We start from the raw sequence: 19,071 nt of genomic DNA on the forward strand, positions 1-19,071 counted from the left end.
ATGGGCAGTGCATCGCGGCGACTGATGCGCCCTTTGCATGCGGTTAGCGTCAATTTTCATCAGCGCCCCTCCCCGGCTCCAACATTTCCGATAATAGCCTGTCCGCCTCCCTCTACGTGGACATGTTGGACGACCACGGTTTGCTTGCCGCCATTACGGTGCTTCCGCAGTGCCTCTATCTGCAAAGCGTAGGTGCGGGCCAATTTATTATAGCCTGTGGTGTGGGCCTTTACTTGTTCAAGGTTGCTTGCATTTGCCATCCATCGCCCAGATCGGATTAGTGCCACATGTGTTGCTGCCATCTGCACTGCCAGCATGCGCTCGACGCCATCGCTCGGTTTAATTTCCGAGATTGCGGCAATCATGAACAGGCGTTCGTCATTACCACTAAATTCATCGCTGGCTTCGTCTGACTTGAGCGCTTTGATGCAGTGCCGGAAAAGACCGTAGGCCACTTCGTCGTGTACAGTGCCGAACAGGGTCTTGAGGGTGTCGGCCCGCTCAAGAATAAGGTTCTGCCCGTCCTTATTTGTGCCGCTCATCTTGACACCCAAAATGCTCTTGGCTTCTAATTCCTTGATGCTCATTTGTTCCTGCCCTTGGCTAGATGTAGATATGTCCTGCTTTCTGTGACGCGCTTTATTCATGGTTGCCCTTTCACGGCACAGTTTTCAGGACGCTTTCCGGCTGCTGCACCAGCCCGCTGCTTCCAGCGTCCTGTTTTCTGTGACGCCCTGTCTGGTTTTCTATGCGGGGTTTTTGATTTTGCCGCCACGCCATGAAACGTTTGGGTGCGGACTTTAGATCGTCGCATGGCAATTCCTCTAGCGCCCAGTGCGATGTCTGGCCTACACCCGACGGTCCAAGGTGCGGGGCTTGGGTCATACGGATGAACCCCCGTTCCTCCAAAGCCTCATACCACGGTCCTACCGTGTTGCGATGGACACCCAGCGCCTTAGCGGCTTCACGATGGCTCAGTATGATGTGTCCATTGTTGCCGCCATTGAACCTGCGCTTCAATTCGATGTAGAGCGCACGCGGACCGGGTCTAAGTGAAGCCCATGCCTCGGACGCTTGCAGCCATTCAGGAAGTTGGACGAAACGCCCAACCCCCTTTTTATGGCCCTTGTAGGGTTTGCTTGCCATCAACGACCCCCGCGCAGTTTCAGAGCCAAATACACGCGTAGGGCGGTCATATGGCGGGGGCATCCCCCAAGGGACAGCCAAGCAGCGTCAGTAGCTGCTCCAGCGCCAATAAGTGCCATAATGGTCCAGCCATTGGCCTTGCACTTGAGCTTGTATTGCTTACGCATCGCGTACACCTCCAAAGAACAGATCGGCATAAAGGCGGGCTTGGGCTTCGGAGATACCGAAACGTCGGCGAAGGCGGTTGATACGCAATGAAGTCATTTTGCGCCCTCCACATTGCCCAGTGCCGATGCAGATGGCGGAAAGCGCAAGGCAGTGCGGTCGGCGCCTTCAGAAAGGCTATAGAAGGCAACGTTGTCCGGTGAACGATAGCGGGTCTTGATCGGCCAGCCATAGTCCGTTTTCAAACGGTGGATTATGGCCCCGAGACGCCAGCCGCGCACCTCTCTTATTTCGGTAGCGCATGAGATTTCGCGCTGATCTAACAACGCCTTACAGGTCCAATGAACCTGCGTACTTTTTGAGTAGGTTTGATCGGGTTTCATGATGTCGTCCTTACGGTTGATGCCGCAAGGCGCTGGGCGTAGAGTGAAGTCATTCCTACCACGGAAAACGCTCCACCCGCCGCCCATGCGCATTGCATGGCGGGGGGTGAAGTTATGGATTTGCACGCGCTTGAAGCGTCGCATCGATGTCCGCCTCGTTCCAGTAGAGACGGGAACCGATTTTCACGGGTTTGGGCAAGCGACCCAGATCAACGTCGCGATAAAGAGTTGTCCGGCCACGACCTCCGAGTTTGGCTTGGAGCTGGGAAAACGAAAGATATCTTGTGCTTGTCATGATAGTACTCCTGCTAGGTGTACCATCGTTAACCTTTGGACAGTGATGTGGTCCAAAGAGGGCTTCTGGAGAACCCCTCTAGCGAGGCCTCCTTATTACTCCAAGATCAATCAAATACTTTTCGTCCATGAAATAAGTGGCGAGTTTGCAACGCCTTCGAAACTCAACATAAGACTTATGTTTGAACCAGTCACGGATAGTGTTGTATGAATAAGGATGGCCAAATTCCTCAGCTAATTGAGACATTAAGTCAGCGGCACTAGTTGGCTCCTCGTAGTCTTGGCGGGTGATTTGAAGGCCAAACAAGTCGTGCGCGGTTTGACACGCGCTGTAAATCTGCCAGCGCAGAAAAAGGTTTTTTACTCCTCCACCTTGCTGCTTTGGTCTCTGGGTAGTTCTATTTATCAAGTTAGCTGCGAAAGCTCTTAGGCACGCTGGTAGCGGTTCTCCGTTCCAAACGTTTGCGAAAGCAATCATTTGCGCCGCGTCAAATGCATCGGGGCTTTCCGTAGCCTGTCTGACGAGCAAAAGCGCGGCTTCATCGGTCACTCGATAATATAGTTTGTTGGGATTGGGCATCACACTCTCTATCCCATAGGCCATGTGGATACCAAACTGAGGCATAGTCATTTCTGTCCATCTTTCGATGGGCACCCCGAGGGTCTGTTCCAGTTCAATCGCAGCCTCTGCAAAATACACCCACGCTTGGTCAAACACGGTCTGTTTTGAGCTTCGATCAAACAATGGTGCAAAATCATCCAATCTGAATCACCTTTGATTTAGCTGCATGTACATGTTGCCCCCAACGCTCCATTAGAACCCGCCGTTGCTGCAGATAGTCTGTCCGCCGATAGGCCAGTTCCACCGCTCCGCCTGACACATGACCCAGACAAATTTCCGCCACATCACGCGGCGTCTTGGTCGCCTCTGCGGTCCAGTCACGGAATGACGACCGGAACCCGTGGGGACGCTCGACGAAGCCGCGTCTGTCCATGTATTTCGACATCGTTGCATCCGAGATAACGCCCCGCCGGACGCCCGGAAACAGGAAGCCATCACGGGCGAAAGGCCGCACCTGATCGATTACCGCCAGCGCTTCGGACGATAGCGGAACACGAAAATCGCGAGTGGCGTCTTTGCGACCTTTCATGGCCTCTGCGGGGATAGTCCAGACATCGCTCTCAATCTGGTCCAAATGCAAAAACCGCAGCGGCGCAGACCGTACCGCAGTGAGGATAAGCAAGCGCAGGGCCAGCTCGGTGATAGTCCCTTCGTTCAAGGACTGATAGAACGCAGGGACATCGCGCCAATGTAGGGCCGGGATGTTCTGCACCTTGTGGCGTTGTTTGCCTAAGAGCGCCTTGGCCTTTTCCGTGGCCTGAATATCCACATCCAAGCCCAGCGCCGCCGCATGACGCATACAAATGCGCAGACGGTCCATCGCTTTTTGGGCGGTACTAGCCTTTTCATGCCAGATCGGTGCCAGCGTGTCGCGGATGTCGCGTTGGTCAATCTCGGACACGGGCACCTTGCCCAGTTTGGGGAGGATGTGCAGTTCAAGTGGGGAGAACCACCGTCCAGCCTTTCCTTCGCCTTTCAGTTCGGCCTTACGGCTTTCAAATGCATCACGGGCAACATCGCTTAGAAGGTGCATATTGCGTTCGGCGGCGCGAATATCGCTCTGGCGTTGCTTGATCGGGTCCAGACCTTGCTTTGATACCCTGCGCCATTTGTCCGCCTCTTGCCGTGCTTCTTTCAGGGATGTGCGCGGGTAGGGGCCAAGCCCCATTTCACGGCGGCGTCCGTGGATATGAACGCGCAAAACCCACTTGCCTTTGTCCGTATCTGTTTTGAATATCCATAACCCGCCGCCATCGGAATACTTGCCCGCCTTTGCGGATTTCACTCCTTGCGCCGATAGCTTGTTCAAAGCGCCCATTCTCCAGTCCACCCTCTAGTCCACCCTCTGTACATAGTATGGGGTGGGGCGCCGTGGAATGTCATAGTACAATAAACATCGGCAAAATATGGATAATTGGCGCTAATTGGTGTTCCGTGAAGTTCCACGAAACATGCTTACAATGCCCACCGCCCGCACCACTTTTCAACCCTCGATTACGCCGCCAGCACCGCAGGTTCCGCCACTTGCGGGGCGCCGGGGATGAAGACGGTAAAGGTCGTGCCGCGGCCAAGGGTGCTTTTGACCGAAATATCGCCCCCATGCGCGCGCGCCAGTTTCTTGCAGATGGCCAGCCCCAAGCCGGTGCCGCCTTCAGCACGGTCATCGGCGTCTTCGATTTGGGTGAAGGCTTCAAAAATACGCTCAAAGTCTTCTTCCGCGATTCCCACGCCGTTATCTTCCACCTCAAAGCAGAAGCCGCCCACATGAGGCCGCGCACGCAGGTAGATGTCGCGTGCCTTTGAGAATTTCAGCGCGTTCCCCACAATATGGCCGAGAACTTGTACGCTACGGCGGCGGTCGGCGATAACGTTAAGGGGGAGGGCATCGATGTGCAGCGTGGCTGATTTGTCATGCGCTGCGCCGTTATGCTCCTGCACCACTTCTTCCAAAAGTGCGCGCGTGTCGAACGTAGCCTTGTCCAGGGCGAGGTCGTTCAGTTCCATATTTGTGTAGTCTAGGATGTCATTGATAATGTTTAACAATTGTCCGCCTGCAAACTTAATGCGCTGGCCGTAGAGCTCAGCCTGATCGCCCATTTTGGTGAAATGCTCGGACGCTGGTTTTTCTTCTGGAGAAAGCTTGGCCAGATTGTGACGCTTTAATTCGGACAGAAAGCCGGCATAGCCGATGACGATGGTGAGGGGGGTGCGCAGTTCGTGGCTCAAGACGCTCATGAATTCTGATTTTGCGCGGCTGGCGCTTTCTGCGGCATCGCGGGCGCGGCGCAGCTCTTCGATGCTCTCATTGCGGGTTCGGTTCTCAACCACATAGCTAAAGAGCGCGGCAAGGGTGATAATGGCGGCTGTGCCTGCGATAATCAGCGCGATCAGTTGGTATTCAACTGGATTGGCATAGACCGGCTGCGCGGCAATAGGTGTGACCTGAAAGGCGGCCATACCGGTAAAATGCAACAGAATAATGGCCGTGGCCAAGAGCGCGATCATTGACAAGACACTGGCCCGCACTTCGCGCCGTGCCGCGCCGAGTGCAAGTGTCGTCAGAACGATCGCGATGATCACCGAGGCCGTGAGATACTTAACGTCCCAATTGATCGTGCCCTGCACCCGGTAGGCGACCATGCCAGTGTAATGCATGGCGGAAATCGCCAGTCCAAAGATGGTTCCCCCAAGGATCGTCGTGCGGGGCGACTTGCCCAACCCCGCGATGACAACGCCCAAAGTCGAGCCGATGATGGCGATGATCAGCGACAGGAAGGTCAATGAAAAATGAAAAGTTGCCGGGGCATCAAGTTGATAGGCGAGGATAGCGATGAAGTGGGTACACCAGATCGTGACCCCGGCCGTCATGGCGGTGAGGTAACACCAGATCATCGCCTGCGCGCGCGGCTGCTGGAGAACATGGTGATACAGCCGTGAGACAACCCAACTGCCGAATAGACAAAGCAGAGCTGCCAACAGGACAAGCCCGAGGTCATGATCATGATGAATGGTGTGAGCGACCCGGAGCATTTAAATCCAATCGTATGTTAAGACTTTATTAACTGCTGTCCTAATGGGGCGAAAATAAGGCTCCTGTACGTTCACACTGTGCCATCTCATTAACCCGGTCGTAAGACGCTGTTGGTAGCCATCTTCGGGCAGCGGTCAGCGGACCTTGGACAGGTACAGGGGGGCGCCATGGCTGGAACAACGGTCGCAGTGAGGTTTGGTAACCAATTGCAAAGATTTATCTTTCGGAACTTTGGCTGGGGAAGGCGCGTGTCGAAATGGTTCTCTTCGCGTGTAAAGTCAAGGCGCCCTCAGCGCCGGGTTTGGGGTGCCGCGTGGCGGGGTGCCGATGCAGTATCGACAATTGCGGAGAGAGCACCACCCACGGGGGATGGGGCAGGTCGGGCCCATTCGAGTGTCAAAGTCACCTCCGCTGAAATTTTGGTGGAATTTTCTACAACGGGTTTGGTGCAGCATGCCAACGAGGAGGCGTGCGGTGTAACCCATGGGCTTGGGGATAGCTTGATTGGCGAATACATCGCTGATCTTTTTGGCCCCCGTCTGAGTGATGGGGCGGAAATCAACACGCTGTTGCTGCGGATCGTGCAAGGCAAACAACAGTACGGCTGTTTCGAGATGCATCCGGGGGAAGAGACAGCCCGGATCGTCGAAGGCCGGTTCACCCCGATGCTGGGCCCCGGCGGAGAGGTTTGCGGGATCCGGTTTACCGGCGCAGGGGCTGCGGCAAACAGCCCGAGGTCTATGGTTGAGGTCGCGCATGGGCGTCAAGCAAAACGCGCGCTGCCACATTGAGGGGGGAGGGTGGCCTAAAACGTGACCGTTTGAGTAGAACAGCGACCCATAGCCATGCGCCGCTGTTCTATCGTTTCAGGTCAGTCTCGCTTGCCTGCAAATCGTTCGGACCAATCCTCTCGGTCCTCATCGCTAATTTTAGCAAAGAGCACTTCGGGCACTTCAAAAGCATGATTGGGGGCAAGTTTGCCGAGGGCCGCAGGCACATCGTCGGGCCAAGGCATATCTGCGACTTTCATCGCCTCTAGCATCGAAGCGGCGGCGCTTGGGATGAAGGGCGCGGAAAGCACCGCGTAGAGCGGGATCAGGTTCAGCGCCAAACGCACCTGTGCGGCGGCCTTTTCGGGATCGGTTTTAAATGTCGTCCAAGGCGCTTGGGCTTGCAGATATTCATTGCCCGCCGCCCAAATGCCGCGCAGTTCAGCAGCAGATTTGCGGACTTCCATCGCCTCCATCAGCGTCTCATACCGCGCGACGCGGGCGGTGATGTCTTCGATCAACGCTTGTTCGGCCTCGCCGTATTCCCCGGCTTCCGGCACCGCTTCGCCGAATTTAGAGCGGCAGAACTTGGTGATCCGGCTGATGAAATTGCCCAGCACATCGGCCAAGTCCTTGTTCACCGACGCTTGGAAGTTTTCCCATGTGAATTCCGCGTCCGACGTCTCGGGCGCATGGCTTAGCAGCCACCAGCGCCAGTAGTCCGCCGGCAAGATTTCCAACGCCTGATCCATGAACACACCGCGCCCGCGCGACGTGGAGAACTGCCCGCCATCATAGGTCAGGTAGTTGAAGGATTTGATGTAATCGACCAGCTTCCATGGCTCGCCCGAGCCTTTGATTGTGGCCGGGAAGCTGAGCGTGTGGAAGGGCACGTTGTCCTTGCCCATGAACTGGGTATAGCGCACGTCATCCGCGCCCTTGTCGGTCCGCCACCAGCTTTCCCAATCACTCCCTTTGCCCGCATCGACCCATTCCTGCGCGCAGGCGATGTATTCAATCGGCGCGTCGAACCAGACGTAGAAGACCTTGCCTTCCATCCCCGGCCAGTCCTGATCGCCACGCTTCACCGGCACGCCCCAGCTTAGGTCGCGGGTGATGCCGCGGTCTTGCAGCCCGTCGCCGTCATGCAGCCATTTCTTGGCGATGGAGGTGGTCAGCACGGGCCAATCGGTCTTGGAATTGATCCAATCGTCCAGCTCGTCCTTCAGCTTGCTCTGGCGCAAAAACAGGTGCTTGGTCTCGCGCATCTCCAGATCAGTCGCGCCCGAGATGGTCGAGCGCGGGTTTATCAGGTCCTCGGGGTCGAGCTGCTTGGTGCAGTTGTCACATTGGTCGCCGCGCGCGTCCTCGAACCCGCAGTTGGGGCAAGTGCCTTCGACATAGCGATCCGGCAGGAAGCGGCCATCGGTGGGCGAGTAAATCTGGCGCTGCGAGACTTCTTCGATCAGCCCCTGATCGGCCAGTGCGCCCGCGAAATGCTGCGTCAGTTTGCGGTTTTGCACGCTGGAGGAGCGGCCAAAGTGGTCAAACGACAGGCCAAAGCCCTCGGCGATGCGGGCTTGCACGGCATACATTTCGGCGCAATATTCCTCGACCGGTTTGCCTGCTTTCGCGGCGGCCAGCTCGGCAGGGGTGCCGTGCTCGTCCGTGGCGCAAAGGAACAGAACCTCTTGCCCACGCCCCCGCAGGTAGCGGGCGTAAAGGTCGGCAGGCAGTTGGCTGCCCACAAGGTTACCCAGATGTTTGATCCCGTTGATATAAGGGATGGCGGAGGTGATGAGGTGGCGTGTCATATCAATATTCCCGGTGCTTGGCGCAGCCTTATCGCAAGGGCTGCGGTGTTGCCAGCAAAAGACGGGAATAGTCTAGTCGCGGTCTCGGGTGCGGCCCAACAGCCGCCCGATGAGGAAGGTGGTGCGCGGGGCGTAGACGTAGGGCGTGCGATCGGTCCGTGTGGGGCGGGCGCGCATCCGCGCAAGGCCGAAAATCACCAAGGCCCCATGTGCGGACGCGATCATCGCGAACAGCGCCGCCGCGCCAAAGCTGTCGATCAACACGGAGGCAAGATAGGGCGCGCCGATGGCCCCCACGGCAAAGAAAAACATCAATGCGGCCGAAAGTTCGACCCGTTCGTCGGAACTGGCAAAGTCGTGCGCATGCGCGGCAGAGACGGAATAGATCGGAAAGGTCGTGGCCCCGAACAGCCCTGCTGAGATCATGATCCCCTGTGTGCCAAAGCCCGCGCCCATCACCGTGATCGCGCAGCCTGCCATGGACGCCACCGACAACCAGATCAACACCCAACGCCGGTCGTATTTATCGGCCAGGATCCCCATTGGATATTGCGCCAACGCACCGCCCAACACGAAAGCGGCGAGGAACCAGGCGATCTGGCCAGCGCTCAGGCCCACCTCTTGCCCGTAGATGGGGCCGACCATTCGGAACGACGCACTGGACACTGCCGCCACAACAACGCCCGCCGCCGCCAAGGGCGAGCGGTCAAACGCGAGACGCGGGCGCAGCCGTGGCTGGCTGGGCGTCTCTGGTGGGGGGACTTTGGTAAGCGTCAGCGGCAGAAGTGCGGCGCAGCAGATGATGGCGAGCAGGTTGTAAGAGACGTAGGAGGCAGGGGCCAAAATCCCGATCATCAATTGGGCCGCCAATGAGCCGCTCATATCGACCACACGGTAGACGCCCATGGTCCGCCCCCGCGATTCATTGGTGACTTTGGCCTGCATCCAAGCCTCAATCACCGTATAGCAACCCGCCACGCACATGCCCGAAGCCACCCGCATCAGGCCCCAAGCATAGGGGTCTACCACCATCATATGCGCCATCAGCCCGATGGAACCGGCGGCAGTGAAAGCAGCAAAGGCGCGGCTATGGCCGACGCTGCCCATTAACCGGGGTGCCCACCAACAGCCGATAAAGAAGCCCAAAAAATGCGCGGAGCCTAACATCCCGATTTCCTGCCGCGAGAAATCTAGTTGCAGCCCAGACAGCACGTCAAGCGGCCCCACACCTCCGGTGGAGAGTTGCAGCAGGATGACCGAGAAAAAGAGAGCGGCGAAGGAAATGAGCAGGCGCATGGGCGCACATTGCGTCCATTGCTGGGTAAGTGGAAGGGCGAATACACCCATTTTACGCATTTGCTGAGGCTGGAGGACGGACGCGTGGCAATTGCCCTTGCGAAGGTGCGGCAGGCGGCTAGGTTGCGGGCAAATCACAAGCGAGGACCACAAGATGAAGATGAAAAAGCTCGGCTCAAGCGATATCGAGGTCTCGCATTTTTGTCTGGGCTCTATGACATGGGGCACCCAGAACACCGCCGAAGAAGGCCATGCCCAGATTGACCGCGCGCTGGAGGCCGGGATCAACTTCATCGACACGGCCGAGATGTATCCCGTGAACCCGATCAGCGCCGAAACGATTGGCCGAACGGAAGAGATCATCGGCCAGTGGGTCGCCCGCGATAAGCGCCGCGACGAGGTGGTCTTGGCCAGCAAACATTCCGGCGAGGGGATGCAACACGCCCGCAACGGTGCGCCGATTTCATCCGATACAATCCCCGGTGCCATCGAAGGGTCGCTGAAGCGGTTGCAGACGGATTACATCGACCTGTATCAATTTCACTGGCCCAACCGGGGCAGCTATATGTTCCGCAAGAATTGGACCTTTGACCCGTCCGGTCAGAACCGGGCCGAGACCATCGCCCATATGGAAGACGCCCTCGGCGCGCTCCAGCGCGAGGTCGAGCGCGGCACGATCCGCGCCTTTGGTTTGAGCAACGAAAGCGCCTGGGGGCTGACGCAATGGGCTGCCGTGGCTGAGCGTACGGGCGGGCCGCGCCCGATCTCGGTGCAGAACGAATATTCGCTGATGTGCCGTTTGGCGGATACGGATGTGTCGGAAACCTGCGTGAATGACCAGATCGACATGCTCGCGTTCTCGCCCCTCGCTGCGGGGTTGCTGACCGGCAAATATCAGGGCGGTAAAATCCCCACCGGCTCGCGTCTGTCGTTAAGCGAAGATCTGGGCGGGCGCGTCACACCCCGCGCCTTTGAGGCGGTCGCGGCCTATCTTGATGTGGCTGATAAACACGGGCTCGACCCGGTGCAGATGGCACTGGCATGGTGTGCGACGCGGCCCTTCATGGGCTCGGTGATCTTTGGCGCGACGAGCCTCAAGCAGCTTGATGTGGCGCTTGGCGGGGCGGACCTGACCTTGAGTGATGAGGTGATGGCCGATCTTGATGCGGTGCATAAAACCCATCCGATGCCTTACTGATGGGCCGTTTCGCATCCCTTCTAGGGCGTCGTGCCGCCGTGCTTTTGCTACTCGGCGCTCTGGCGGCCTGCAATCGCAGCGAACCGCCCCCCGTGCAGTCCGGTTTTCGCAACACCGAAGCGCTGATCGGGGCCACCAGCCGCTATGACGCGTTGCGGTTTGGCGGTGACTGGCAGGTTCGCGCAGCCTTTCCCGGTGACGCTAATCTGCGCGCGGTAACCTTTGCGCCGCAGGGGCCGACTTTGATCGAGGTTCGCAAATCCTGCGATGCAGCTGGGGTCTGCACCGACCGCCGCGATCTTTGGGCGCTGAGCGAAGAGGGGCCGGGGCGCTATACCATGCGCGCCGCCGTGGGCGGTGCCGAGCGCGCGTTCTGGGTGCTTTGGGTTGATGAAGGATTTCGCACCGCCGTCGTCGGCAGCCCCGAGGGGGGCTATGGCTGGATCCTCGACCGGCAGGCCACAGGGGGCGGCGACCGGATCCAAGCGGCGCGGGAGATATTGGATTTCAACGGCTACGACCTCAGCGCCCTCCAAATGAGACGCTGAGCGCCAAGGCGCTGGCACTGCCGCCAAGCTTTGGCCTATAGGCTTTTATGGACAGTATTTTCGCCCCGGACCTGTGGATCCTCGTCACCCTCGCCGCCGCCGTCTTTCAGACCGGGCGCTTCATGCTGCAAAAGCATTTGGCGACCGATACGCTTTCTGCGGGCGGGGCGACTTTCTCGCGGTTCCTCTACTCGGCGCCTTTCGTGGCGTTGCTTTTGCCCATTTATCGGAACCTTAGCGGGCAGGGGGTGCCAACACTTGGGCCGGGGTTCTGGCTTTATGGGGTGATGGGCGGCACGGCGCAGATCATGGCGACGGTCTGCGTGGTAATGCTGTTCAAACAACGTAACTTTGCTGTGGGCATCACCTTCAAGAAAACCGAAGTGATCCAGACCGTGTTGATGGGTTGGATCGTGCTCGGCGAAGGCGTCTCGGGCGCGGGGTTTGCCGCCATCGCGCTTGGCGTGGTCGGGCTGTTGCTACTCTCGGGCGGGGCCGAGGCCAAGGGGCTGCGGCTGGCCGATCTGCGCAACCGCGCGGCGGGGCTGGGGATCGCTTCGGGGTTTTTGTTCGCGATTTCGGCGGTCTGCTATCGCGGTGCGTCGCTAGCCGTAATCTCTGACGATCCACTGCTGCGCGCGGGCGTGACGCTGGCGGCGGTGGTGCTGATGCAAACGCTGATCATGGCCCTCTGGCTGCGCCTGCGCGAGCCGGGTCAGATGCGTCGGGTCTGGGCCGCGCGCCGCGTGGCAGTGTGGATCGGGCTGACGTCAATGGGCGGATCGCTGTGCTGGTTCATCGCCTTCACCCTGCAAAACGCGGCCTATGTGAAGGCCTTAGGGCAGGTGGAGCTGATGCTGAGCATCGCCGCCTCGACCTTGTTTTTCCGCGAGCATATATCGCGCCGCGAATGGGCGGGCATGGCCGTGTTGGCCGCGTCGATCCTGATGCTGGTTCTGGTGACTTAACCCGTCATCGGGCGGCCGTGCAGGCGCAGAAACAGGCTTTCTTCGTCGTTGTTTTTGAAAAACGGCACCGATGCGGGCGGGTTTGTATCGCGGGCACGGGCCGTGATTTCGGCCAGCACGACTTCGGTGATAAACGGCATGTCAAAGGAGCGTGCGCGGCTTAGCGGCACCCATTGCAGGTGCGAAAGCTCATCACAGGCGGCGTCGAAATCATCAGGGTCGCTGGCGATGTCTTCGGCATCTACAAGGAAGAACCGCGCATCGAAACGGCGTGGGCGGCCCGGTGGGGTCAGCGCACGAAACACGAATTGCAGGGCGGAGGCGTCGGGCAAATGCCCGGTCGCGGCAAAGGTTTTCCAATCGGGCGGCACATCGCCCTCCCAAGCCCCCTTGCGGCCCAGCACCAAACCGGTCTCTTCCCACAACTCACGAATGGCGGCGACGGCGATGGCGTGGGCCAAAGACGGTTCGGCATCATCGCAGAGCCTGCCATTGCACAGCGCGTTCACCGGCGCGGCGAGCGGTACCTGTGCATCACTGGTGTCCACTGCGCCCCCGGGAAAGACAAATTTGTTCGGCATGAACGCCGCCTTCGCGCCCCGCTGCCCCATCAGGATATGCGGGGTAACATGGCGGTCACGCAGCACGATCACCGTGGCGGCGTTGCGGATTTGGGTCTTGTCGATGGTCATGCGTGGATGCTCCGGCGGTCAGGGCCGAAGGGCGGGCCGCGTTAGGTGGTGCCGCCGAAGCCGCCCATCCTTTTGGCCCATTGAAAGCCGATCATGGCCCCCTTCAGTCTCGGCAGAAGGTAGAGCGACAGGGCCGTGCAGCCAACCGCAAAAATGGTGAACAGTGTTAAAGGCTCTGGCCGCCAGACGACAAAGGCGATGTGCAGACCCGGGGCCAGCAGGTGACCGACCAGCAGAATAGTCAGATAGGCGGGGCCATCATCGGCGCGGTGGTGATGAAACTCTTGGCGGCAGACGGCGCAGTCGTCATTCACCTTAAGATAACCGTGCAACAACTGACCGCCCCCACAAGATGGGCATTTGCCGCGCCAGCCGCGCAGCATGGCGGGCAGGCGGGGCCGTTCTTCGCTGTCATGTGCGTCTGTGGTGTCGGGGGACAATTGCTGTGTCTGTGACATGGGGCGATCCTCTGGTTGAAGGGTAGATGCAGGCTTGGTCGTAAAAAGAAAACCCCTGAGGCTGCCGTTGCGGCGCCATGTCGCGCAAAGCCGGGCCGAGTGGGGTCATTTAAAAAAAGTTCGAATTTCTGCGACGGAAGTTCTGACGCCAGCCGTTTGACCCTGTGATCGCGGCGCAAAAGCGTGAGACGGTCTTTAAAAAACGAGGAGTATCAAGATGACCATTCGTACAAACATGAAGATCGCAGCTCTCAGCGGTTTGTTGGCACTCGGTGGCGCAGCTGCCTTCGCACAGCAAAGCGGGCAGGACCGGTTCCAGCAGCTCGACGCGGACGGCAACGGTGAGATCACGCAGGCAGAGTTTCAGGCCCACGCCGAGGCGCGTTTTGCTAAGGTTGATGCCGATGGCGACGGTTTCGTGACGGCTGAAGAGATGAAAGCCGCAGGCGAGGCGCGCCACGCTGAGCGTGCTACTAAGATGCTGGAGCAGTTCGACACCGACGGCAACGGCAGCCTTGATGCATCTGAGCTGGAAGCCATGGGCGATAAACGTGGCGAGAAGCGCGGCGACAAAGATGGCGAGAAGCGCGGTGACAGAGGCGCGCGCATGATCGAGCGTATGGACACCAACGATGACGGCAAGTTGTCGATGGAAGAAATGACGCAGCGCCACGACCCTGCCAAGATGTTCGAGCGTCTGGACAAGGACGAAAACGGCAGCATCAGCGCCGAAGAACTTGAAGCTGCAAAAATGCATGGCAAGCGGCACGGCAAGGGCCACAAGATGGGCGATGACAAGCCGCAGCGCGACTAAATGATGCTCCGGGCGCGCTTGATCATGGCGCGCCCGGGCCTTAGCCATGGACGGGATGCAGAATTTGTCCGACGATCAGCGCGATGCGGATGCGGAGTTGTTGCAACGCTACGCCACCGGGGATGCAGCAGCTGCGCGGTTGTTGACCACCCGGCTGGTGCCGCGCATTCACGGCCATGCGCTGCGGGTTCTGGGCGACCGCGCCGAGGCAGAGGACGTGGCTCAAGAAGCGATGTTGCGGCTGTGGCGTCAGGCGCCCCAGTGGCGCACGGGAGAGGCCAAGGTCACCACTTGGGTTTACCGCGTTGTGGCCAACCTTTGCACCGACCGCCTGCGGCGTCGCGGCGCAGGAGCGACAGGGTTGGACGATGTGGCCGAACCGGCCGATCCGACACCGGGCGTGACGCAGAAGATGCAGCAGACGGCCCGTGAGGATGCGTTGCAACAGGCGCTGGCCACCTTGCCCGAACGGCAGCGCCAAGCGGTTGTCCTGCGGCATATCGACGGTATGGCAAACCCCGAAATTGCCGAGGTCTTGGGCATTGGGGTCGAAGCGGTGGAGAGCCTGACCGCGCGGGGCAAACGGGCATTGGCGGCGCAGCTATCCGCGCAACGGGACGCATTGGGGTTTGAAGATGACTGACTTTGACGACGACGCACTAGAAGATTTCTTTGCTGCGGCACGCGCCAATCCGCCACGGGTCAATGCTGACTTGCAGGCGCGGGTTCTAGCTGATGCCGAAGCCCTTATGCCCAAGCCCAATTTGCTGAAACTGCCGTGGCACCGGGCACTCTGGCAACTTTTCGGTGGCGCTGCGGGGCTAAGTGGTCTTGCCACAGCGGCTGCCGTCGGGATTTGGGTCGGGGTTGCCCCGCCCGCAGGCATGCCGGATCTTGCAGGGCAATTTGTCTCTGGCACGTGGAATGTAGAAACGGTCGATACGGCTGAAGTTGATACGGAGTTCGAGTTCGGCGGGTTCGGTTGGGACATGGAGGAAAGTTGAAATGACAAAGGGACCTTCACCGCGGCGCGGGCGCCTGTTGCGGCTGGCACTTGGCGTGTCACTGGCTGTGAACGTGATGATCCTCGGCGCGCTTGGTGGTGCGATGTGGCGTCACGGAGGGGCGGGGCCGCGCGGCGATGGCGATTTGCCGGGGCTGCGCAGCTATGCCTCGCCCTATGTTCAAGCGCTGCCGCCCGAGGCCCGGCGCGGCCTGCATGAAACGATGCGCGCCAGCGGTAAGGCGCATCACCTCGACCGGGCAGAGCGCCGCGGGCTTTATGAAAGGATGCTGACGACGTTGCGGGCCGATCCCTTTGATACTGAAGCAGCTGCAGCGGTTTTGGCCGCGCAAGGTGAAGCTGCCGCGTCTGTTCAAGAGGTGGCCCATAGCGCGTGGTTGGCACAGGTCATTGCGATGGATGTCGCAAGCCGAGCTGCCTATGCCGATAAGCTGCAAGAACGGTTAGAAACCGGACGGCCGCGCAAAAAGGACAAACGAGAAGGTAGCCCTGAGCGTTGATCGGGCAGGGCGCTGCGGTGCGCGCTCTTGCCCTTCGTCGGGTGCCGGGCTAGGCCAAGGGCGACCGAAAATGGCAGTCGGCGGCGATAATTTCGTCCCTTTGCCTCTTAGAAAGCCCCGTCGATGACCGATATTTCCCAGACGATGCAGCCCGGCGTGGGCGACGTTCTTGCCACTGCCAAAGCTTCTCCGGCGCGACGGGGGGTCGGGCTTTTGGCGCTGGCTGGATTGGGTGTGGTCCTGATCTATTCTGCGCTCACCCGTTCGCCTGATTTGGGATGGCAAATCGCATTGGCGGCGATTGGTCTTGGCTTCATCGCCATCGCCGAGCTGATGCGCCGTTCGACAGCCAGCGCGTTAGAGCTGACCGACGACGCGTTGCGCGACGCGGATGGCCGGGTGATCGTACGCATGGATGAGATTGAGCGCATTGATCAAGGCGCTTTCGCGGTCAAACCCTCGAATGGTTTTTTGCTCAAGACCAACCGCCGGGTGCCGCGTGGATGGCGCTTGGGCCTGTGGTGGAGCCTTGGCCGCCGCATTGGCGTGGGGGGCATGACCCCTGCCAATGAAACCAAACTGATTGCCGAAATGATCCGCGCCAAACTAGCCGAACGCGACGCCGCTTAGGTATCGGACCAGACCGTGCGGGGCGCATAGCGCGGGCGGGTGAAGACAAAGTTGCGAATTTCGCGCCGCTCAAGCCCGGTTTTGAACAGCGGCTCGAAATCGCGCCATGTTTCAACCAAGGTGATCCGTTCGTTGTCAGGCATGACGGGCAGTTTGCTGTGCCAATTGCTCACTTCATCGCTGGTCAATGGCGCAACATTACCCCGGATTTGCGACCAATCCGCATGGTAGCGGTCGTTCTCTGCGTCATACCAAAGCGAGCTGACCCGAAGGGAGGTCTGCCCAGTGCCACGGGTGAGATACTCAAAAAGTTCCTGCATCCCTTGCATGTAATCAGGATCAATCGCTTGCGTTTCCCGAGAGATCGCGTCGCCGATGGTATAGGCCGCCGTCTGGTTGAGGTTGTACATCCGAAACGTGTCAAAGGTTGAGTACATGGCGAGATAGGCCCAAAACATCAGCGGCAGCATGATCACCGTCTCAATCGCGATTGAGCCGTCGTCGCTGCGTTTAAACCGGGTCAGTAGGGAGGACAGCACGCGCATCAGTTCGGCTCCTGTACGAAGGCCGCGCTCGACACCATTGAGACACGGCCAGCGCCGTCTTTCTCAAGGGCATAGCCAAGGCCGGTGGTCGGAAAGAAGGGTTTGAATTGCACACAGGCGCGCAGCATCATCAACTGGTGTTCAACCCCAAGGCTCCAGCCGCGCACCGGTTTGGGATCAATTGAGGTATCCACGCAATCGGGGGATTGGTCAAAAGAGGCAAAGTTGCGCGGTTCCACACGGATCATCTCAAGGCGCAGGGTCTCGTCGCAGTCTTGCAAATAGCCAGCGGTCTCGCAGATCATATTTTTAATGGTCTGATGCGACATGTCTGTGTTGGTGTTCAGCCGGATATAGCGCACCGTCATGTCCAGCCCGCGGTCCAGGAACATGTGGCGCATGGCATAAAAGCTCATCTCGACCGACATGATCAGGCAGCCAAACAACAACGGGGACAGGATGGCGAACTCGATCAGCATTACCGATCCGTTCTCGTCGCCGCGAAACCGGCGCCATGCTTTGATGGTTTTGTGGATCATTGGGTCAACCTCAACTGGTTGATTTGCCGGGCAATCGCCTCAAATGCGTCCACGATCTCCACCCCTTCGACACGGAAAAAGTGGCTGTCAGAAGAGGCGCAGTTCTTCATTACGTTAGCGCCATGATCGGTCACCTCAAAGCCAATGGACCAGATCACAATGCCCTTAGCCTTGGCCGCATCGCAGATGTTGTTCAGCAGATTGTCGGCCTGACTGGCGGTGTATTTGGTCTCGTACCAGCGATAATGCTCGCTTGAGCGAACGTTTCGGCCCAGCCACCAGTAGAAAGGATAATCGCTCCAATGGCGATAGTGGTCGCGGTTGGCATAGGCCTGCGGGTTGATCCGCCGGGTCGTGACGTTCACGCCGTCTGTCATCAAGATCACGGTTTTCAGCGTGTCGATGTCATTGTACTCAGCCGGGCGGCCCCGAAACACGGCGTCGCCGCCGATCGCCTCATTGATCGCCCTGAAAGAGGGGTCAAGCAAGGCCACGCCCCATTTAAGCCCAAGGTGGATCGCAGTGTTCGCACGCGGTTGAAAGTTGGCGATACGGCTTTTCAACGCTGCCGCGTTTTGCGAGAAAGTTTCGATTTCCTCATAGCTTTGTTTGGGGCAACCGGGGTTAGAGATGTTGTCGTAGTGCCCGGTTCTATCGCGGTCATTTCCGTTCCAGTAATAACCCGCCTCGAAATGCTGCATATGTTCGTAGCTGCGAGTTTGGCTGATCGTGGTGAGATTGAAGTCACTGTCTTCAAAGTCGACGCAATGCGAATAAGAGTGAAGCTGGGTGACATTAAGCTCATCCATGATGTCCTTGCCGACGTTGACCTGCGCGGTATAGGGCACCACCGAGATCGAGATCAGATCCTCAGTGTCAGTCTGAATCACCGTATCGATAAAGACGTTGCTCGCATCATGGAGGTTATTCATTTTGTCGTTCTCTCGCATAGAGCCGGAGATATCGAGCACCATGGAAATTTCGACTTTGGCCACTTTCTCTTCCGCCGTCGCTTTGGCGGGGACATGCAACTTATCTTGCCCGAACTTGTCGATGAACATTGTCTTGAGGTCGCGAGACGCATCAACCGTAACGCGGCGGTAGTTCAGACCTTCCTCTACCGTGACGCTTGAAATGTAGTCGGCCAGCCCGGACTTGTCGAAATAGTCGCGGGCGACGGCTTCGGGGCTGAGCGTTTGATCCAGATCGGCAGCCGCCAGCACAGCGCGGTCGGCCACAGCCTGCACCCTCGCGCGTTCACGCTCATGGCGCATCAGATCAACGCCGACACCGCCCAAAAGGATCATCAGCAGGATCATCAGAATAGCAAAAAGCGTGACCAGCCCGTCTTCCTCGCGGGCGAAACGCCGAAGCATCGCGGGGCAGCAGCCCGCAAGGTTCTCTGAATTTCGAGGTTCATTGGTCATCGTCATTTACCTTTCATCCGTTGGCACTGTGCATGCGCCAAAGGGAATGGGCGGCATTTGCCTTGCTTTTCTTTTGCTGGGGGAAAGTGTCCAGAGTTTGGCGCATCTGGGGCAATTGACGGTGAATTGGACCGTTTGGGGCTGGAATACCCTTGAAATGACCGCTGATTTCTACCGATTGGGGAAGGCGCTTCATCCGGTCTCACT

22 protein-coding genes are annotated in these 19,071 nt (G+C 58.7%); 9 read left to right on the forward strand and 13 right to left on the reverse strand.

All coding sequences use genetic code 11. The annotated features are described in order from the left end of the window. Positions 1–59 precede the first annotated feature (59 nt). The 6 genes from WNY61_RS09405 to WNY61_RS09430 form a co-directional block, all read right to left on the reverse strand. Positions 60–587: a hypothetical protein gene (locus WNY61_RS09405; RefSeq protein WP_342851200.1), complete on the reverse strand. Its 528-nt coding sequence runs from the start codon at positions 585–587 to the stop codon at positions 60–62. A 70-nt stretch (positions 588–657) separates the two neighbouring features. Further along, complete coding sequence (locus WNY61_RS09410) at positions 658–1,146, reverse strand: hypothetical protein (RefSeq protein WP_342851201.1); 489 nt, start codon at positions 1,144–1,146, stop codon at positions 658–660. A 260-nt stretch (positions 1,147–1,406) separates the two neighbouring features. Continuing rightward, positions 1,407–1,694: a hypothetical protein gene (locus tag WNY61_RS09415; protein WP_342851202.1), complete on the reverse strand. Its 288-nt coding sequence runs from the start codon at positions 1,692–1,694 to the stop codon at positions 1,407–1,409. 373 nt (positions 1,695–2,067) lie between these two features. After that, positions 2,068–2,751 carry a hypothetical protein gene (locus WNY61_RS09420; protein WP_342851203.1) on the reverse strand — a complete coding sequence of 228 codons (684 nt, stop codon included), beginning with the start codon at positions 2,749–2,751 and terminating at the stop codon, positions 2,068–2,070. Continuing rightward, positions 2,744–3,928: an integrase arm-type DNA-binding domain-containing protein gene (locus WNY61_RS09425; protein WP_342851204.1), complete on the reverse strand. Its 1,185-nt coding sequence runs from the start codon at positions 3,926–3,928 to the stop codon at positions 2,744–2,746. The genes WNY61_RS09420 and WNY61_RS09425 overlap by 8 nt, the downstream gene beginning before the upstream one ends. A 176-nt stretch (positions 3,929–4,104) precedes the next feature. After that, complete coding sequence (locus WNY61_RS09430) at positions 4,105–5,640, reverse strand: MHYT domain-containing protein (protein ID WP_342851205.1); 1,536 nt, start codon at positions 5,638–5,640, stop codon at positions 4,105–4,107. A gap of 423 nt (positions 5,641–6,063) precedes the next feature. Between WNY61_RS09430 and WNY61_RS09435 the strand changes: the two genes are divergently transcribed. Continuing rightward, on the forward strand, positions 6,064–6,432 hold the full coding sequence (locus WNY61_RS09435) for a PAS domain-containing protein (RefSeq protein ID WP_342851206.1): 369 nt from the start codon (positions 6,064–6,066) through the stop codon (positions 6,430–6,432). An 80-nt stretch (positions 6,433–6,512) separates the two neighbouring features. Here the strand turns inward: WNY61_RS09435 and metG are convergent, their stop codons facing one another. Then, on the reverse strand, positions 6,513–8,225 hold the full coding sequence (gene metG / locus WNY61_RS09440) for a methionine--tRNA ligase (RefSeq protein ID WP_342851207.1): 1,713 nt from the start codon (positions 8,223–8,225) through the stop codon (positions 6,513–6,515). Between the two features lie 72 nt (positions 8,226–8,297). Continuing rightward, positions 8,298–9,521: an MFS transporter gene (locus WNY61_RS09445; RefSeq protein ID WP_342851208.1), complete on the reverse strand. Its 1,224-nt coding sequence runs from the start codon at positions 9,519–9,521 to the stop codon at positions 8,298–8,300. A 154-nt stretch (positions 9,522–9,675) separates the two neighbouring features. On the opposite strand from WNY61_RS09445, the gene WNY61_RS09450 reads away from it, so the two are divergent. From WNY61_RS09450 to WNY61_RS09460, 3 genes are read left to right on the forward strand one after another with little or no spacing between them, the layout of a single operon-like run. Further along, on the forward strand, positions 9,676–10,719 hold the full coding sequence (locus WNY61_RS09450) for an aldo/keto reductase (RefSeq protein WP_342851209.1): 1,044 nt from the start codon (positions 9,676–9,678) through the stop codon (positions 10,717–10,719). Further along, a complete protein-coding gene (locus tag WNY61_RS09455) occupies positions 10,719–11,267 on the forward strand; it encodes a lipocalin family protein (RefSeq protein WP_342851210.1) in 549 nt (182 codons plus the stop codon). Before WNY61_RS09450 ends, WNY61_RS09455 begins: the two co-directional genes overlap by 1 nt. A 47-nt stretch (positions 11,268–11,314) precedes the next feature. Then, positions 11,315–12,235 (forward strand): DMT family transporter, encoded by a 921-nt coding sequence (locus tag WNY61_RS09460; RefSeq protein WP_342851211.1) that lies wholly within the window; start codon positions 11,315–11,317, stop codon positions 12,233–12,235. Here the strand turns inward: WNY61_RS09460 and WNY61_RS09465 are convergent. Both WNY61_RS09465 and WNY61_RS09470 read right to left on the reverse strand, forming a co-directional pair. Then, positions 12,232–12,927: an NUDIX hydrolase gene (locus WNY61_RS09465; RefSeq protein ID WP_342851212.1), complete on the reverse strand. Its 696-nt coding sequence runs from the start codon at positions 12,925–12,927 to the stop codon at positions 12,232–12,234. The two genes, WNY61_RS09460 and WNY61_RS09465, sit on opposite strands and share 4 nt — an antisense overlap. A gap of 41 nt (positions 12,928–12,968) precedes the next feature. Next, positions 12,969–13,385: a DUF983 domain-containing protein gene (locus tag WNY61_RS09470; RefSeq protein WP_342851213.1), complete on the reverse strand. Its 417-nt coding sequence runs from the start codon at positions 13,383–13,385 to the stop codon at positions 12,969–12,971. A 217-nt stretch (positions 13,386–13,602) separates the two neighbouring features. Between WNY61_RS09470 and WNY61_RS09475 the strand changes: the two genes are divergently transcribed. The 5 genes from WNY61_RS09475 (at position 13,603) to WNY61_RS09495 (ending at position 16,353) form a co-directional block, all read left to right on the forward strand. Next, the gene (locus WNY61_RS09475; protein WP_342851214.1) at positions 13,603–14,199 is read left to right on the forward strand and encodes an EF-hand domain-containing protein; all 597 of its coding nucleotides are present in this window, start codon (positions 13,603–13,605) and stop codon (positions 14,197–14,199) included. 46 nt (positions 14,200–14,245) lie between these two features. Further along, positions 14,246–14,842, forward strand: coding sequence for an RNA polymerase sigma factor (locus WNY61_RS09480; protein ID WP_342851215.1), 597 nt, complete (start codon positions 14,246–14,248; stop codon positions 14,840–14,842). Continuing rightward, positions 14,835–15,203 carry a hypothetical protein gene (locus WNY61_RS09485; RefSeq protein ID WP_342851216.1) on the forward strand — a complete coding sequence of 123 codons (369 nt, stop codon included), beginning with the start codon at positions 14,835–14,837 and terminating at the stop codon, positions 15,201–15,203. Before WNY61_RS09480 ends, WNY61_RS09485 begins: the two co-directional genes overlap by 8 nt. A gap of 1 nt (position 15,204) precedes the next feature. After that, complete coding sequence (locus tag WNY61_RS09490) at positions 15,205–15,723, forward strand: periplasmic heavy metal sensor (protein WP_342851217.1); 519 nt, start codon at positions 15,205–15,207, stop codon at positions 15,721–15,723. A gap of 123 nt (positions 15,724–15,846) precedes the next feature. Beyond that, on the forward strand, positions 15,847–16,353 hold the full coding sequence (locus WNY61_RS09495; RefSeq protein ID WP_342851218.1) for a hypothetical protein: 507 nt from the start codon (positions 15,847–15,849) through the stop codon (positions 16,351–16,353). Here the strand turns inward: WNY61_RS09495 and WNY61_RS09500 are convergent. From WNY61_RS09500 to WNY61_RS09510, 3 genes are read right to left on the reverse strand one after another with little or no spacing between them, the layout of a single operon-like run. Continuing rightward, positions 16,350–16,898 carry a hypothetical protein gene (locus tag WNY61_RS09500; protein WP_342851219.1) on the reverse strand — a complete coding sequence of 183 codons (549 nt, stop codon included), beginning with the start codon at positions 16,896–16,898 and terminating at the stop codon, positions 16,350–16,352. The two genes, WNY61_RS09495 and WNY61_RS09500, sit on opposite strands and share 4 nt — an antisense overlap. Beyond that, on the reverse strand, positions 16,898–17,437 hold the full coding sequence (locus WNY61_RS09505; RefSeq protein ID WP_342851220.1) for a pilus assembly protein: 540 nt from the start codon (positions 17,435–17,437) through the stop codon (positions 16,898–16,900). Before WNY61_RS09505 ends, WNY61_RS09500 begins: the two co-directional genes overlap by 1 nt. After that, positions 17,434–18,864, reverse strand: a complete 1,431-nt coding sequence (locus WNY61_RS09510) for a Tad domain-containing protein (RefSeq protein ID WP_342851221.1) — start codon at positions 18,862–18,864, stop codon at positions 17,434–17,436. Before WNY61_RS09510 ends, WNY61_RS09505 begins: the two co-directional genes overlap by 4 nt. Positions 18,865–19,071 lie beyond the last annotated feature (207 nt).

This window comes from Sulfitobacter sp. AS92, from assembly GCF_038900015.1.
GTDB lineage: Bacteria > Pseudomonadota > Alphaproteobacteria > Rhodobacterales > Rhodobacteraceae > Sulfitobacter.